The sequence below is a fragment of the Allobranchiibius sp. GilTou38 genome (assembly GCF_017565325.1).
GTDB lineage: Bacteria > Actinomycetota > Actinomycetes > Actinomycetales > Dermatophilaceae > Allobranchiibius > Allobranchiibius huperziae.
The window spans coordinates 88,317-104,369 of sequence record NZ_JAGEKN010000005.1 but is presented as its reverse complement, the minus strand read 5'-3'; the positions used below and the strand labels follow the sequence as shown (position 1 = coordinate 104,369).

General features: G+C 70.1%; 16 protein-coding genes and 1 riboswitch. Of the genes, 12 read left to right on the top strand and 4 right to left on the bottom strand.

Translation table 11 applies throughout. From position 1 onward, the window contains the following. Window positions 1-5: 5 nt before the first annotated feature. Window positions 6-788: a GNAT family N-acetyltransferase gene (locus tag JOB34_RS18040; protein ID WP_208051498.1), complete on the bottom strand. Its 783-nt coding sequence runs from the start codon at window positions 786-788 to the stop codon at window positions 6-8. Window positions 789-854: 66 nt separating this feature from the next. Here JOB34_RS18040 and JOB34_RS03925 point away from each other — a divergent pair, with 66 nt between their 5' ends. Continuing rightward, on the top strand, window positions 855-2,030 hold the full coding sequence (locus JOB34_RS03925; protein ID WP_208051497.1) for a permease: 1,176 nt from the start codon (window positions 855-857) through the stop codon (window positions 2,028-2,030). 101 nt (window positions 2,031-2,131) lie between these two features. Here JOB34_RS03925 and serC read toward each other — a convergent pair whose 3' ends face one another. Then, window positions 2,132-3,244, bottom strand: coding sequence for a phosphoserine transaminase (gene serC, locus JOB34_RS03920; RefSeq protein WP_208051691.1), 1,113 nt, complete (start codon window positions 3,242-3,244; stop codon window positions 2,132-2,134). 39 nt (window positions 3,245-3,283) lie between these two features. Here serC and pdxH point away from each other — a divergent pair, with 39 nt between their 5' ends. The 3 genes from pdxH to JOB34_RS03905 all read left to right on the top strand — a co-directional run bounded on the left by pdxH (window position 3,284) and on the right by JOB34_RS03905 (window position 6,414). Beyond that, complete coding sequence (pdxH, locus tag JOB34_RS03915; RefSeq protein ID WP_208051496.1) at window positions 3,284-3,970, top strand: pyridoxamine 5'-phosphate oxidase; 687 nt, start codon at window positions 3,284-3,286, stop codon at window positions 3,968-3,970. 597 nt (window positions 3,971-4,567) lie between these two features. After that, window positions 4,568-5,299 (top strand): metal-dependent transcriptional regulator, encoded by a 732-nt coding sequence (locus JOB34_RS03910; protein ID WP_208051495.1) that lies wholly within the window; start codon window positions 4,568-4,570, stop codon window positions 5,297-5,299. Between the two features lie 107 nt (window positions 5,300-5,406). Beyond that, window positions 5,407-5,611: riboswitch (cyclic di-AMP (ydaO/yuaA leader) on the top strand. Between the two features lie 14 nt (window positions 5,612-5,625). Further along, complete coding sequence (locus JOB34_RS03905; protein ID WP_243757636.1) at window positions 5,626-6,414, top strand: C40 family peptidase; 789 nt, start codon at window positions 5,626-5,628, stop codon at window positions 6,412-6,414. 69 nt (window positions 6,415-6,483) lie between these two features. Here the strand turns inward: JOB34_RS03905 and JOB34_RS03900 are convergent, their stop codons facing one another. Further along, window positions 6,484-6,684 (bottom strand): hypothetical protein, encoded by a 201-nt coding sequence (locus JOB34_RS03900; RefSeq protein ID WP_179478962.1) that lies wholly within the window; start codon window positions 6,682-6,684, stop codon window positions 6,484-6,486. A 42-nt stretch (window positions 6,685-6,726) separates the two neighbouring features. Between JOB34_RS03900 and JOB34_RS03895 the strand changes: the two genes are divergently transcribed. Further along, entirely contained in the window at window positions 6,727-7,605 is an 879-nt protein-coding gene (locus JOB34_RS03895; RefSeq protein WP_347813707.1) for an FkbM family methyltransferase, read from the top strand. Window positions 7,606-7,670: 65 nt separating this feature from the next. On the opposite strand, the gene JOB34_RS03890 is transcribed toward JOB34_RS03895, so the two are convergent. Next, complete coding sequence (locus JOB34_RS03890; protein ID WP_208051492.1) at window positions 7,671-8,954, bottom strand: aromatic acid exporter family protein; 1,284 nt, start codon at window positions 8,952-8,954, stop codon at window positions 7,671-7,673. On the opposite strand from JOB34_RS03890, the gene JOB34_RS03885 reads away from it, so the two are divergent. The 7 genes from JOB34_RS03885 (at window position 8,938) to JOB34_RS03855 (ending at window position 16,051) form a co-directional block, all read left to right on the top strand. After that, a complete protein-coding gene (locus JOB34_RS03885) occupies window positions 8,938-9,108 on the top strand; it encodes a hypothetical protein (protein ID WP_208051491.1) in 171 nt (56 codons plus the stop codon). The genes JOB34_RS03890 and JOB34_RS03885 overlap by 17 nt on opposite strands. 400 nt (window positions 9,109-9,508) lie before the next feature. Continuing rightward, entirely contained in the window at window positions 9,509-10,993 is a 1,485-nt protein-coding gene (locus JOB34_RS18035; protein ID WP_208051490.1) for an FGGY family carbohydrate kinase, read from the top strand. Further along, window positions 10,990-11,628 carry a histidine phosphatase family protein gene (locus JOB34_RS03875; RefSeq protein ID WP_208051489.1) on the top strand — a complete coding sequence of 213 codons (639 nt, stop codon included), beginning with the start codon at window positions 10,990-10,992 and terminating at the stop codon, window positions 11,626-11,628. Before JOB34_RS18035 ends, JOB34_RS03875 begins: the two co-directional genes overlap by 4 nt. A gap of 77 nt (window positions 11,629-11,705) precedes the next feature. Beyond that, complete coding sequence (locus JOB34_RS03870) at window positions 11,706-12,839, top strand: sugar ABC transporter substrate-binding protein (RefSeq protein ID WP_208051488.1); 1,134 nt, start codon at window positions 11,706-11,708, stop codon at window positions 12,837-12,839. A 46-nt stretch (window positions 12,840-12,885) separates the two neighbouring features. Further along, complete coding sequence (locus tag JOB34_RS03865; protein ID WP_208051487.1) at window positions 12,886-13,773, top strand: ATP-binding cassette domain-containing protein; 888 nt, start codon at window positions 12,886-12,888, stop codon at window positions 13,771-13,773. Next, complete coding sequence (locus tag JOB34_RS03860) at window positions 13,773-15,026, top strand: sugar ABC transporter permease (protein ID WP_233763572.1); 1,254 nt, start codon at window positions 13,773-13,775, stop codon at window positions 15,024-15,026. Before JOB34_RS03865 ends, JOB34_RS03860 begins: the two co-directional genes overlap by 1 nt. Beyond that, the gene (locus JOB34_RS03855) at window positions 15,026-16,051 is read left to right on the top strand and encodes an NAD(P)-dependent oxidoreductase (protein ID WP_208051486.1); all 1,026 of its coding nucleotides are present in this window, start codon (window positions 15,026-15,028) and stop codon (window positions 16,049-16,051) included. Before JOB34_RS03860 ends, JOB34_RS03855 begins: the two co-directional genes overlap by 1 nt. The last annotated feature ends 2 nt before the right edge of the window (window positions 16,052-16,053 follow it).

Here is a 16,053-nt window from a genome sequence, read left to right as displayed (position 1 = left end):
GGTCGTCAACCTCGCTCGTTCTCGGTCGCGATGCACGCGGTGCCCACGCGTGCATATCCGACCGTCTCGTAGACGGACACCGCGGACCGCGTGGCTGCCGAGAGGAAGGGCGACCGACCCTCTCGCAACGCGGTCCCGGTGAGGATGCTGGTGATCGCCGTACCGATGCCGCGGCCCCGGTGGGCGGGCAGGGTGCCGATCCCGGTCACCTCGGTGAGGTCACCCCTTGGATTGTGCATCCCACCGCCGACGGGTCGCCCGAGGGTGTCGAACGCACCCACCAGCACCAGGAGGCGAGCGCGCATGCGCAGCTTCTGCTCGCTGGATTCCGGTGGCCCCATCCGGTCGCTGTCGCGGAAGCTGGCGTCGATGGCGGCGAGCACGGCGCCGGTCTGCGGATCGTCCGCGGTCATCTCGTGCACGCGGTATCCGGTCGGCGTCTTCGTCGGCGCGAACCGCCCCAGACGCAGCAGCGCGCACTCCTGAACGCTCATCCCCGCCTCCCGTGCGGCCGGCAGCAGGGTGGGGGTGGTCTCGTGCACCCACTCCAGCGCGCGGGGCACCCCGATCGCGCGCTGGAAGTCCAGGACCCGGCGTACCTCCTCGGGGGAGACGGGTCGGGAGTAGCCGAGACGCGGCCGGGCGTAGAGGGGATGTCCGCGCGGGTTGTCCCGCACGAAGACGGTGAACGGCCCGCATTCCCTAGACACCGCTACCGCGCGGGGAGCGAGGTCAAGGTAGCGCTCGAGTGATCCGAGTTCGTCCTGGTCAGCGTGCGTGTCGATCACGGTCTCCCTTCGGCTGCGCTCAAACCTACCCATGACACATACCCCCATGGGGTATATATTCGGACGATGGAGAGCGGACCCGTCGCGCAGGTCGCGGACGCGTTGCGGATGGCCGGCCTGATGACCTGGCAGATCCTGTGGTCGCTGATCCTCGGCTTCGGCATCTCCGCGGTGGTGCAGGCACTGGTCCGGCGGGAGGCGATCATCGCCACCCTCGGCGATGACCGCCCGGCCACGCTGGCGCGCGCCACCGGCTTCGGGATCGCGAGCTCGTCCTGTTCGTACGCAGCCGTCGCGCTCGCCCGCTCGCTCTTCCGCAAGGGTGCGAGCTTCACCGCGGCGATGGTCTTCGAGATCGCCAGCACCAACCTGGTGGTGGAGCTCGGAGTGATCCTCGCGCTGCTGCTCGGGTGGCAGTTCACCCTGGCCGAGTTCGTCGGCGGCCCGCTGATGATCCTCGTGGTCGCCGTGTGCTTCCGGCTCTTCCTGCGCTCACGGGTGGTGCAGGCGGCGAGGGAGCAGGCCGATCGCGGCGCCGCGGGCTCGATGGAGGGACACGCGGCCATGGACATGACGGTCGGCGGCGAAGGCTCCTTCGCCCGACGGCTGCTCTCGCCGGCAGGCGCCACGAGCGTCAGTCACATCTTCGTGATGGAGTGGCTGGCGGTCCTGCGCGACATCGTGATCGGGCTGCTCATCGCGGGCGCGGTGGCCGCGTGGGTGCCCGACAGCTTCTGGGGGCACCTGTTCCTGGCCGGCCACGGCGGCTGGTCCGAGGTGTGGGGGCCGCTGATCGGCCCGGTCATCGCGGTGGCCAGCTTCGTGTGCTCGATCGGCAACGTCCCGCTGGCGGCGGTGCTGTGGAACGGCGGCATCAGCTTCGGCGGGGTGGTGTCGTTCATGTTCGCCGATCTGCTGATCGTGCCGATCCTGCTCATCTACCGCAAGTACTACGGCACCCGCATGACCCTCGTCATCGCTGGCTTCTTCTACCTGGCGATGGTCGTCGCCGGGTACGTCGTGGAGGTGGTCTTCGGCGTCCTGCACCTGGTGCCCGCGGCGGGGCACGCCTTCACCGGCAACGGCGCGATCAGCTGGAACTACACGACCTGGCTCAACCTGGTCTTCCTCGTGGTGGCGGCCGGGCTCGTCCTGCGGTTCGTGCGCACCGGCGGGGTGGGGATGCTGGCCTACATGAACGGCGACCCGGTCGACGAACCGGCCCACGCCCACCACCACTGAAGGCGCCTTCGTAGATCCCCACCCTGATGGTGTTTGCGTTCGTTGACGGTGTTCGAACGCCGTCAACGAACGCGAACGCCGTCAGCGTGCCGACGGGAGCGTCAGGCGATCCGCTGCACGACGTACTCGATGCACGCGGTCAGCGCGCTGACGTCGTCCGGATCGACCGAGGGGTACATGCCGATCCGCAGCTGGTTGCGCTTCAGCGCGCGGTAGGGCTCGGTGTCGACCACGCCGTTCTCGCGCAGGGTCCTGGCGAGCAGGGCCGCGTCGATCGCGTCATCGAAGTCGACGGTCGCCACCACGCACGAGCGGGCGGCCGGGTCGGCGACGAACGCGCTCGCGTACGACGTGTGCTCGACCCAGTCGTAGAGCCGCCGGCTGCTCTCGACGCTGCGCGCGACGGCGAAGTCGAGACCGCCGCCTGCCTGCAGCCACCGCAGCTGGCTCACCATGAGGGCCAGCGTCGCCACGGCAGGGGTGTTGTAGGTCTGGTCGAGGCGTGAGTTGTCCACTGCCGTCTGCAGATTCAGACTGGGTGGAATCCATCGGTCACTCGAGGAGATCGTGGCCGTGCGCTCCAGTGCGGCCGGTGACATCGCCGCCAACCACAGGCCGCCGTCGGAGGCGAACGACTTCTGCGGCGCGAAGTAGTAGACGTCCGCCTCGCGCAGGTCGACCGGCAGGCCGCCCGCGCCGGAGGTGGCGTCGACCAGCATCAGCGCGCCGGCATCGGCGCCGGTGACGCGGCGTACCGGCTGCATCGCGCCCGTCGACGTCTCGTTCTGGGCGTAGGCGTAGGCGTCCGCGCCGGGGACCGCGCTCAGCGGATCGACCTCGCCGGGCACCGAACGGGTGACCACCGGTTCGGCCAGGAAGGGTGCCGCTGCCACCGCGGCCGCGAACTTCGAGCTGAACTCCCCGCACACGCCGTGCACGGACCGCTCCCTGATCAGCGAGAACGTCGCGACGTCCCAGAAGAGCGTGGAACCGCCGTTGCCCAGCACGATCTCGTAGTCCCCCGGGGCGCCGAGGAAGTCGTGCAGCGAGGAGCGGACCTCGCGCACCAGGGCGCGCACCGGTTCCTGTCGGTGGGAGGTGCCGAGGACGTCGGTGCCGAGGTCGCGCAGGAGGTCCAGCTGCGCGGGGCGCACCTTGCTCGGTCCGGAACCGAACCGACCGTCGGACGGCCGCAGTTCGCGCGGGATGACGATGCTCACGGCCGAAAGTGTGCCAGCGCCTACGCTGGCTCGATGAGTGAGATCACCCGGTGGGACTACGACGGGCGCGGCCTCGAGGAGGGCGAGGTGCCGGACGCGCCCTGGCCGGTCATCGAGGAGTGGGTGCGACAGGCCCGCGAGGCCGCGGCGGACGACACCCAGCCCGGGGTGCACGAGCCGGACGCGATCAGCGTCGCCACCGTGGACGCTTCGGGCGCCCCCACGGTCCGTACGGTGCTCATGCGGTACCTCACCCCCGCGGGACCTGGTTTCTACACCAACCTGGAGTCGCGCAAGGGCACCGATCTGGCGGCCGACCCACGGATCGCCGCCACCCTGACCTGGCCCGCGCTCTACCACGCGATCCGCTTCACCGGCCGCGCCGAGCAGTTGCCGCGCGACATCGTCGCCGAGTACTTCGACTCCCGTCCGTGGGGCTCGCGCATCAGCGCGTGGGCCTCGGACCAGAGCCGCCCGGTCGCGGACCGCGCCGCACTGGAGGCTGCCGAGCAGCGGTACGCCGAGCGCTATCCAGACCACGGCCGCGCCGGCGACGTGCCGGTGCCGCCCTTCTGGGGCGGATACGTGATCCACGTCGACGAGGTGGAGTTCTGGGTGGGTCAGGCGAGCCGGCTGCACGACCGGGTGCGCTTCACGCGTACCGGCGAGGGTGCCCTGGACGACCCGTCGGTCTGGACCCGGGAGCGCCTGCAGCCCTGACCCGCTCGACCTGTCGAGTGGCGGAGAAGCCGCTCGAGTGCACCCGGTGGGAGTGCGCCACTCGAAACATAGGTATGCCACTCGGGAGTGGGCGTGAAACAGCCCGCGGGGTCCGACCTGGTGGCCGGTGCGCGATGGACGGGTCGCGCCCCCACGGGCTGCGGTGGTGCGTGGTCTTCACCAACGCCGTCCGTTGAAGAGCCGGTCACCGAATGGGAGGCCGACCAACGGCTGCGCTAGTGCGCAACCACCTCACGCGTCCTAGATGAATGCACTCTCGGACCACCTCCTTTCTCGTGTACCCAGCACGGTAGACACGTCGGCAGGTGGCCCGCAACGGGGTTTCGCGAGGCGGTTGAGGAAGGAAGAGGGCGACCGCCATACAGGGGGGAGATGGCGGCCGCCCGAGCCGGGCTTCGCAGCCCGCTCGCCCCGGACCGGAGTCCGAGACCTTCGCGTGACAGCAGACGAGGGGACGTCCGTGCTGCCACGTTCACTGGAACGACCGCCCGGCCCGGATGATTCCCGAACGGGCGCTGCGTGGTCACTGTGCGCCGACGGGTGCCGACGCCGGTCCGGGATGGGAAGATCGACCCTGTGACCGACTTGATCGACACCACCGAGATGTACCTGCGCACCATCTTCGATCTGGAGGAGGAGGGCATCGTCCCGCTGCGCGCCCGGATCGCCGAGCGTCTCGGCCACTCCGGGCCGACGGTGTCCCAGACCGTCGCCAGGATGGAACGCGACGGCCTGCTCACCCTCGCGGGCGACCGCCACCTGGAGTTCACCGAGCACGGCCGCACCCTGGCCACCCGCGTCATGCGCAAGCACCGGCTGGCCGAGCGGCTGCTGGTCGACGTGATCGGGCTGGAGCTGGAGTACGTGCACGACGAGGCCTGCCGCTGGGAACACGTGATGAGCGAGCGGGTCGAGCGCAAGATCCTCACGATGCTGAAGGACCACACTCTCTCCCCCTACGGCAACCCGATCCCCGGTCTCGCCGAACTGGGGGAGACCGGGACCATCGAGAAGTTCCGGGACGGCGTCGCCTCCCTCACCGAGGTGGTCTCCGCCGAGCCGTCGCTGCTCGTCGTACGCCGCATCGGCGAACCCGCGCAGGCCGATCACGCCACTCTGGAGGTGCTGACCGCCGCCGGCATCTCACCCGGCGCCGTCGTGCGCGCACGCCTGGAGGACGGGCGGGTGCTGGCCCGGGTCGAGGACGGGCCGGAGGGCGTCTCGCTTCCCCCTGAGATCGCCTCGCACGTCTTCGTGCAGCTGCCCTCCACGGCGGCCCTCGCCGCGGGAGCCGTGCCCGTCTCCTGAGGCGCGGTCCGCCGGCTCGGGGAGATGTCCACCGTCGTTGTGACCTCGTTGTGACCTGGGTGTGCAGCTGATGTATCTTAGGCGGCGGTTCTCAGCCTGAGGACCCCCGAGCGGCACCGCCGAGTCCTGCCAAGCAGCCCGGGAATGCAACGATCCGCAAGGCAGGAGCGGGGGACCCACCTTCGGCCGTTCGCAGTATCGGGACGGCCTCGGGGCTAAGTCACGGGCAGTCATCGGGGAACGGACTGCCACGGACCGGGTAACACCTCCACCCGAGCCCGACAGCTCACCTCGTAGGCGCCGAGAGGTTTTCATCCGTGTCTGTCATGCAGCCCCGGGGGCGTCATCGCGCCCCGAGCAAGTTGTCCACGTCCTTCAACACCACCGCACGCGTGTCCGCCGCGGTAGCTGTCGGCGGCGGCCTCGTGGCCTCCGCCGTGTTCTCCCAGTCCGCGCAGGCCGCTGACACGAAGCACCAGGGCCCGGCCTCCGCCGCGGCTCCCGCCCAGGCGTCGATGACGCTGGTGCAGAACACCGCTCGTACGTCCGCCCCGCACGTCGCCGCGGCGGTCGACGCCCACACCCGGCTCGTCGCCGTCCACGCGGACACCTACGTCGCGCCCGTCGTGAAGAAGGCGGCGCTGGCTCCGGTGCGCCACGTGGTCGCCCCGGTGCGCCACGCGGTCGCCCCGGTGCGCCACGCCGTGAGTCAGCCCGCGCCGAAGCACACGACGCCGGTCCGGTCGGCCAACGGCGGTGGCAGCACCGTCTCGGCGCCCTCGTCCGCCAGCGGCGTCGTCGCGATCGCGGAGCGCTACATCGGTGTTCCCTACGTCTACGGCGGCACCACCCCCAGCGGGTTCGACTGCTCCGGATTCACCAGCTACGTCTACGCCCAGCTCGGCATCAACCTGCCGCGCACCGCGGCGGCCCAGCAGGCGTCGGCGACTCCCGTGAGCACCCCCCAGCCGGGCGACCTGGTGTTCTTCGGCAGCCCCGCCTACCACGTCGGCATCTACCTGGGTAACGGCATGATGATCGCCGCGCCCAAGCCCGGCGACCACGTGAAGATCGAGGCCGTCTACGGCACCCCCTCGGGGTACGGCCGCCCCTGAGCGTCCACGTCACGACGATGCCCCCTCACCATCGGTGAGGGGGCATCGTCGTGTCGTGCGGAGGTTCGGTCAGTCGCGGGCGGCAGGGCCGTCGCCCGGTCGCTTCTCGTCCTCCTGCTGCGAGAAGCTCTTGTCCTCCCCGGTCGCGGCGCCGCTGCCGCCGCTCGCCTCGGAGTCCGCGACGAGCCCCGTGTCGCCTGCCTCACCCTCGTCGGGGCTGAGCTGCTGGGCGGGTTCCTGGGGGTTCGGGTCGTTCGCGTCATCGCTCATTCGGCCAGTATGTCCGCACCGGGCCCACCTAGGCTGACGCTCGTGCCCTCCACCCCACCCGCACCCGACGCCGCCACGCATGTGCTGAGCGGTCGACGTCCGGTCGAGATCGTCGACATCGGCGCCAACCCCATCGACGGGGAGCCGCCGTACGCGCCGCTGCTGGAGCCGGGAGTCGCCCGGGTGACCGGGTTCGAGCCGCAGGAGTCCGCGTATGCCGAACTCACGACGAGAGAGGACGGGGCGCACCGCTACCTGCCGTACGCCGTGGGGGACGGGACCGAGCACACCCTGCGACTCTGCGTCGAGAGCGGCTTCGCCAGCATGCTCGAGCCGGACCGTGCCCAACTGGGACTGTTGACCGACTTCCCGGGGATGGCGTCGGTGACCGACCGCGTCCCGATGGCCACCCGACGCCTGGACGACATCACCGAGATCGAGCAGCTGGACTACCTCAAGATCGACATCCAGGGCGGTGAGCTCGACGTCTTCCGGCACGGTCGGCGGCTGCTCGCCAGAGCGGTCGCCGTGCAGACCGAGGTGGGGTTCACCCGGCTGTACGAGGACCAGCCCACCTTCGCCGACCTCGACCTGGAGCTGCGGACCCAAGGCTTCGTGCCCCACCTGTTCGTCAACACCAAGACCTGGCCGCTCGCGCCTCTGCAGTGGGCCGACCCGCTGCAGGAACAGGCTCGGCACCTGGTGGAGGCCGATGTCCTCTACGTGCGCGACCTGGCGCGCCTCGATGTGCTGAGCGAGGACCAACTGCATCACCTGGGGCTGATCTGCGACCTGGCGTACGCGTCGTACGGCGTGACGCTGCTCTGCATCGCGGAGCTGGTCCGCCGAGGTGTCCTGGACCCGGACAGTGCCCGGATCTTCCGGGACCAGCTGGCGGTCCGTACGCAACCGACGCCGTAACGACGGTGCGCGATCTGTGGGGCTGCTGCCGGCCCGCAGGGATGTCGGGAGGGCATCCACCAGGGTCAGTCCGTGGTGACGCCGTCCTCCGCGCCGCGCCGGCGTCCGGGTCGACGGGCGACAGGCGGCACGATCCGCTGCCCCGTCTGGACCCAGGTGCGTGGAGCCCACTCCAGTCCGGGCCGCACGTTCCACGCGGCCGTCGCCTGCTCGGGATGTTCCAGGTCGAGCTGGCGCACGATCTGGTCGATGGCGGCCAGCATGGATCCCTGCATCATCCAGGAGTCGGTGTCGGTCATGGGATCGATCATCACGAGCTCGGTGTGCCGGGCCCGGGTCTCCAGCACGACCTCGCGGATCCGGTCGAGCGCCTGCTCGGCCTCGTCCACCCGATCGGCGGCCACGAGGTCCCCGAACTCGTGCACGCCGGAGGCCAGGGAGTCCAGCAGCACCGAGAAGACCACCCGCAGGTTCGGGTCCCACGCGTCCGCGCCATCCGCGCCGTCCGAGGCGAAGGCCCTGCGCTCGGCCAGGACGGCGAGGGCGCGTTCGGCGGCGCAGCAGCGGTCCAGTCGCTGCAGCGCGACCCGCAGCTCAGGATGGATGCGCAACGCGACCAGCGCGCGCGGGTTGAGTTTGCGGCTCTCCTCCAGGGCCTCGACGGCGGTGGCGGCTTCGGCCAGCTCCCGGCCGATCGCCTCGGCGGAACCGATCCAGGACTGCGCCTCCTCCACCCCTGGCGCCCGGGATGACAGGGTGCGCGCGAGCTGGCCGAGCAGGGCGGCCTGTGAGCGGGCCACTCCGCGTACGGCGTCCCGGGCCCGGGTGTTGGGGATCGCGACGGGCACCAGCACGCTGAAGGCGACCCCGACGACGGTGCCGATCAAGGTGTTGCCGATCCGGATCTCCGCGGCGAGCCCGGGTGAGCTCACGGCCAGGATCAGCATCGCGCTGATCGGCGTCTCGAGGGACTGCGCACCCAGCCGCAACATCTTGGCCAGCACCAGGGAGGCACTGATGACGGCCGCGAGAGACCACCACGACAGTCCGAAGTAGTTGGAGAACCCCGTGGCGACCAGCACCCCCGTGAGGACGGCTCCGACGCGGACCATCGCCATCCGCAGCGTGCCGACGGTGGAGGCCTGCACGACGAGCAGTGCCGTGAGTGGCGCGGTCAGATCGACGACGTGAGTGAAGAGGAGCGTCGAGCCCAGGTACGCCAGCACCGCCGCCCCGGTGAGGCGGCCGATCTGTGCGGCGGCGGGCTGCACACGGCGTGATGCCTCGGACCAGGTCGAGGGGAAGGTCGGCCAGGCTCGCCGGAAACCCCGCATGAGCGGACGCGGCACGCGCAACGTGTCCCGACGCATCGACCACCGCCTCTCCTTCAGTCCAGCCTGGCACGCGGTGGCCGCCGACGGCCGCACCGCACCGGCCACGCTCCTACGGCCCGGCGCCGCGCGCCGGGGTCCGGGCGACACCACGGTGCGGCTCGACATGTGACGGGAGGCCTCCGGCTACGCGACGCTGTCGCTTTTCGATGTGACATTTGCGGTGAAAGGGCGAAGATGCTGAGAAGTTTTCCTACCCGTCGCGCGCGGCGGGGCTCTGGGCATGAGCGGACGATCCCACGGTCTGTCCATCGGTGCCGCCACTGACCTGAGCGCCCTGTAGTTGAGCCATAAAGCGTTTTCGCGCAATAGGTTTCGTGTAGCTAATACGGTCGGAGTCACCCCGTCGAAGCGTCCGTTGATCTTGGCTCAATGCCGCAGAGAGGAGGAGCGCAGTTTGCACGGACGGGTCACGAAGGGGTAACGATCACAGTGCGGCGGCTATAAATTTAACAACTTCTATGAGTAATGTGGTGTGAGTCACAGCAACCGACGTCGACGAAGGAGGCACCGTGAGCGCGATCGACGCCACGTGCGGCATCGACGTCGGCACTCAAGGAGTGCGCGCCTCCCTGGTCGACGCCGAGGGCCGCACGCTCGGTTCCGGAGCCGCGCCCATCACCAGCGACCACCGTGACGGTCGTCGCCACGAGCAGGACCCCGAGCAGTGGTGGACGGCGCTGTGCGACGCGGTCCGGCAGGCGCTGGACGTTGCGGGTGAGGTGCACGTGACCGCGATCGCGATCGACGCGACGTCCGGCACGGTCCTGGTCGAGCACGCCGACGGCAGCCCGGCGGGACCGGCCCTGATGTACGACGACACCCGAGCGCACGGGTTCGCCGACCGTGCGCAGCGCGCCGGAGAGTCGTTCTGGTCCTCTCTCGGCTATCGCATCCAGCCCGCCTGGGCGCTGGCCAAGGTGTTGTGGCTGCGCGGCGAGGACGTCCTCGGTGCCGGCGACCGGGTCGTGCATCAGTCCGATCACCTGGTGCGTCGACTGGTGGGCTCCGTCGTGCCGACCGACACCTCGCACGCTCTGAAGACCGGTGTCGACCTGCGGACGGCCGCCTGGCCGGCCGATGTCTTCGCCGAACTCGGGATCCCGCTCGACCTGCTCCCGGGGGTGGCTCTGCCGACCACCGTGGCGGGTGTGGTCAGCAGGTCGGCCGCGTCCGAGACCGGGCTGACGACGGGCGCCGTCGTCCGCCTCGGCATGACCGACGGATGCGCGGCGCAGATCGCGGCGGGCGCGCTCGAGATCGGCCACTGGAGCAGCGCCCTCGGCACCACCTTGGTGGTGAAGGGCTCCACCGACGAGTTGGTGCTGGACCCCTCCGGCGCCGTCTACTGCCACCGCCACCCGGACGGCGGCTGGTTGCCGGGGGGCGCTTCCAGCACCGGTGCCGGTGCGCTGCGCGATGCGTTCACGCACGGCGAGGACCTGGGCCGGCTGACCGAACAGGCCGCCGGTCTGGGGGTGATCCCCGGTGCGACGTATCCGCTGATCGGTCGTGGGGAGCGCTTCCCGTTCGTGGCGGCGGACGCGGTGGGTTTCGTCGGCGGCCACGCGGACTCCGACGCCGCCCGCTTCGCCGCGCTCTGCCAGGGCATCGCGTACGTCGAGCGGCTCAGCTACGACGTGCTGGCCTCCCTGGGCGCCGACACCACGGGCCCGGTCTCGTTCACCGGCGGCCCTACCGCCAACGAGTGGTGGAACCAGCTGAGGTGCGATCTGCTGGGCCGCCCGGTGCAGGTGCCGCGCGAACCGCACCCGTCGACCGGGATGGCCATGCTTGCGGCGGCCGAGCCCGGCCGGCTGACCGAGACCGTCGCGTCCATGGTCGGGATCGGCCGGTCCTACAGCCCCGATGCCGACCGGGGTGGACAGCTGCGGCAGGGGTACGCCGAACTGGTCACCGCCCTCGCCGAACGCGGGTGGCTCGGGTCGCAGGCCGCGTCGTACGCGCTGGCCGAGGCCGGGGGAGTGCCTCGATGAGCGATCGCGTGAGTCTGTGGCTCGCCCGGCACGGCGAGACGGTCTGGCACGCCGAGAACAGGTACGCCGGCGGCGACAGCGACATCGACCTGACTTCCGCGGGGCACGAGCAGGCATCCGACCTGGGCCGCTGGTCGCTGCGCCACGGGATCGAGGTGGTCGTCAGCTCACCGGTGCGGCGCGCGCAGGAGACCGCGCAGCCCTCCGCGTCGGCGATCGGGGCGGACCTGGTGGTGTGCCCGGGTCTGAAGGAGGTCGCCTTCGGAGTGGCCGAGGGTCGCACGGCCGCCGAGATCGAGTCCTCCGACGCGGCGGTGATGGCGGCCTTCCGCGACGACCCGGTGGCCAATCCCTTCCCGGGCGCGGAGTCGGCGGCCGACGCCGCGGCGCGCGGTGCCGGCACGCTGCGGGAGATCGCTGCGGAGCATGCGGGTCGCAAGGTGCTGGTCGTCGCCCACAACACCCTGCTGCGGCTCGCGCTGTGCGAGCTGCTCGGCATACCCCCGGCGCAGTACCGGCGCGTCTTCCCCCGGCTGGACAACACCGCGGTCGCCGAGGTCGTCGTCCCCCTGGACGGCCACGGGCTGGCCGCACTGCGTTCTCTCAACGTCCCGACGAGGGCGGCGCCGACGTGACGCCCGCCCCTTTCCGCATCTGCCCGACCAACCGTTCGTCAGCCCGCTCAACCCATCCCACGAAGGAACCGAACATCATGACCGCTCGCAGGATCACGCAGATCTCCGTCGCTGTTGCCGTGGCTGCCACACTGCCCATCCTGGGTGCGTGCAGTTCCGGCAAGAACTCCTCGACCAAGTCGGGTGCAGCCGGCTCGTCCGCTGCAGCCGGCGGTGACAAGGGCGCCAAGATCGCCTTCCTGATGCCGGACGAGGCATCCACCCGCTACGAGCAGCACGACAGGCCGGGCTTCGTGGCGGAGCTGAAGAAGGTGTGCCCCACGTGCACGCCGCTCTACAACAACGCCACCGGTGACGCCAGCAAGCAGCAGCAGCAGTTCAACGCGGCGCTCACCCAGGGCGCGAAGGTCATCGTGCTCGACCCGGTGGACTCCACCGCCGCGTCGAGCCTGGTGTCGGCCGCCCACTCCAAGGGCGTGAAGGTCATCGCCTACGACCGGCCGATCCCGCAGGCCAAGCCGGACTTCTACGTCTCCTTCAACAACGAGGAGATCGGCAAGTCGATCGCGCAGTCGCTGGTCCAGGACCTGAAGGCCAAGGGCGTCTCGACGGGCGGCGGCAACGGGATCCTCGAGGTCAACGGGTCCCCGACCGACGCCGCGGCCGGTCTGATCAAGAAGGGCGTCCACGAGGGTCTCGCGGGCAGCGGCTACAAGACGCTGTCGGAGTACGACACCCCGGAATGGGACCCGAGCAAGGCGCAGTCCTGGGTCAGCGGCCAGGTCTCACGTTTCGGTAAGAAGATCGTCGGCATCGTCGCCGCGAACGACGGCACCGGCGGCGGCGCGATCGCCGCCCTCAAGGCCGCCAGCGTCAACCCGTTGCCCCCGGTGACCGGCAACGACGCCACGACCGCCGGACTGCAGCTGATCATCGCCGGCGACCAGTACAACACCATCTCCAAGCCGAGCGAGATCGTCGCGGGCGCGGCGGCCGACGTCGCCGTCGACCTGCTCAACGGCAAGTCGGTCACGGCGGTCGGCGGCGGCAGCCTGACGACCGTGTTCGGCACCAAGACGATGCTCTTCGTCCCGAAGGTGATCACGCAGAGCAACCTCAAGACCGACATCATCTCCACCAAGATCGCCACCGCCTCCCAGCTGTGCACCGGTAGCTACAAGGTCGGCTGCACCAAGCTCGGCATCTCCTGATCGTGGGTGTGCTGATGCGAGACACGGCGAGAAAGGACGGCGCGGCATGACTGCCACAGCCACGGAGACCACGCAGGCACCGTCGGGGACACCCGTCCTGCGCCTGCGCGGGGTCGGTAAGACCTTCGGGGCGGTGTCGGCCCTCACCGACATCGATCTCGAGGTGCACGCAGGTCAGGTCGTCGCCCTCGTAGGGGACAACGGAGCCGGCAAGTCCACCTTGGTGAAGGTCTTGTCCGGGGTGCACGCACCGACGTCGGGCGAGGTCTTCTTCGACGGGAAGCAGGTGACGATCGACAGCCCGTCCAAGGCGATGGAGCTCGGGATCGCGACCGTCTTCCAGGACCTGGCGCTCTGCGAGAACCTCGACGTGGTCGCCAACCTCTTCCTCGGGCGCGAGCTCAAGGGCGGCCACCTGGACGAGGTCACGATGGAGACCAGGTCGTGGGAACTCCTCGGGGAGTTGTCCGCCCGGATCCCGAGTGTGCGGGTGCCCATCGCCTCGCTGTCCGGCGGCCAGCGGCAGACGGTCGCGATCGCGCGGTCTCTTCTGGTCAATCCGCGACTGATCATGCTCGATGAGCCCACCGCGGCCCTGGGCGTGGCCCAGACCGCCGAGGTGCTGAACCTGATCGAGCGGGTCAAGGCACGAGGACTGGCAGTCGTGATGATCAGCCACAACATGGAGGACGTGCGCGCTGTCGCCGACAACGTCGTCGTCCTCCGTCTCGGCCGCAACAACGGCGAGTTCGGACCCGACGCGAGCAACCACGACCTGGTGGCCGCGATCACCGGGGCCACGGACAACGTCGTGACGCGCCGGACGGCACGCCGGTCCGGCGGCGCCGACACCACCGACGCCACGGCGGACGACGCCGCGGCGCCCACCGCGGGGGCGCACGCCGCTCCCACTCTGTCGAAGGAGGACTCCTGATGGCACAGACGGCAACCCCGCCCCCGAAGGCGCTCGACCAGCAGGACGCCAGGGTCAAGGTCGGCAGCGGCAGCCCCAAGGACATGCTGACCAACTTCGGCTACCGGGTCCGCTCCGGTGACCTCGGCCCGTTGCCGGTGGTGATCGGGCTGATCGTCATCGCCGTGGTCTTCCAGGCGTTGAACTCCCTCTTCCTGTCCTCCGGCAACCTGGTCAACCTGATCTACGACAGCTCGGCCGTGGGCATGATCGCGCTCGGCATCGTCTTCGTGCTGGTCCTGGGTGAGATCGACCTGTCGGTGGGCTCGTTGAGCGGACTGTCGTCGGCCCTGCTCGGTGTGCTCTACGTCAACAAGGGCTGGAACCCGATCCTGGCGATCGTCGTCGCGGCGTTGTCGGGAGCGTTGATCGGCTTCGTCTACGCGCAGGTCCGCAACAGGTTCGGCATGCCGAGCTTCGTGATCACCCTGGCCGGACTGCTCGCCTTCCTCGGACTGCAGCTGCAACTGCTGGGGTCCCAGGGCTCGATCAACCTGCCGTACGGATCGGGGCTGGTCACGTTCGGACAGCAGCAGTTCCTGACGCCGATCCTCGCGTACATCGTCGCGGTGCTCGCAGCCGCCGCCGTCTTCGTCGCCGGGATCCTCAACATCCGACGCCGCAGGGCCGCCAACCTGTCCGCGAGCTCCCCGGCGAATGTCGTCATCCGGGCCGTCGCACTGCTGGTCGTCCTGCTGCTGGCCGCGTGGTACCTCAATCGGGACAACGGCGTGCCGTGGATGTTCGCGATCTTCGTGCTGATGATCGTGGCGGCGAACTACGCGCTGACCAAGACGAACTGGGGCCGGCACATGTTCGCGGTCGGCGGCAACGAGGAGGCCGCGCGTCGCGCCGGTATCAACGTGAACATGATCTACACCTCGGCCTTCGTGCTGACGGGTCTGTTCGCGGCGGTCGGCGGCGTGCTCAGCGCCGCACGGCTGGCGTCGTCCAGCCAGAGCGCGGGCACCGGTGACGTCAACCTGAACGCGATCGCCGCGGCCGTCATCGGCGGCACGAGCCTGTTCGGTGGTCGCGGCAGCGCGTACTCGGCACTGCTGGGGATCCTGGTCATCCAGTCGATCTCCAACGGGTTGACGCTGCTCAACCTCTCGTCGGCCTACCGCTACATGATCACCGGTGCCGTCCTGGCGCTCGCCGTGCTGATCGACTCCCTGGCCCGGCGCTCCCGCGTCCAGCACGGGACGGCCTGATGCGCGTCGTCTGCGTCGGCGACCGGTTCATCTCGGCCGCCTCCTTCGCCCACGCGGCGAAGGAGGCGTTCGGGCCGGACACCGAGACCGTCGAATACTCCACGCGCTGGCCGGACGAGGCGTACGGGGCGGTCGAAGGGGTCAAGGAGTCGTCCGGATCGGTCGACGAGATCGCCGAGCTGATGCCCGGCGCAGACGTCCTGCTCACCCATCTCGGCCCGGTCACCGCCACCGTCCTGGCGCGCGCCGACCGGCTCAAGGTGGTGGGGATAACTCGCGGTGGCCCGGTCAACGTCGACCTGGCCGCGGCCACCGCGCACCACGTCCCGGTGGTCTATCTGCCGGGTCGCAACCTCGGCGCGGTCGCGGAGTTCGTGATCGGGGTGATGATCACGATGCCGCGCGGCGTCGTACGCGGGTCGGCCGAGCTGGTCCACGGACGCTGGAGCCCCAGAGCGTTCCGCTACGAGACGGCGGGTCCGGAGCTGCGTGCGTGCACGGTCGGGCTGGTCGGCATCGGCGCCGTCGGGCGGCGGGTCGCGCAACTGCTGGACGCGTTCGGCGCGCGGGTGGTCGCCTACGACCCGCACGTCGACCGTGCCGATGGGATCGAGCTGCTGGACTCCCTGGAGGCGGTGCTGTCGGTCAGCGACATCGTGAGCGTCCATTCGCGGTTGACCGACGAGACGCGGAAGTCCTTTGATTCCAAAGCATTCGGCGCGATGAAGCACGGTGCCTACTTCGTCAACACCGCCCGTGGGGAGATCGTCGACGAGGCCGCCCTGCTGGAGGCGTTGGACTCCGGGCAGCTCAGCGGCGCGGCACTCGACGTCTTCGACCCCGAACCCCCCGGCCCGGACAACCCACTGGTCGGCAGGCCCGACGTGATCGGCACGCCGCATCTCGCGGGCGCCTCGCAGCAGGTCAGCTCCGAGTCGGTCCTGCGGGTCGTGCGCGAGGTGGCGGCCTATCTGGACAGTGGCCGGATGGAGCACTGCGCAAATCCCGACGCGTTGAAGGAGTAGCC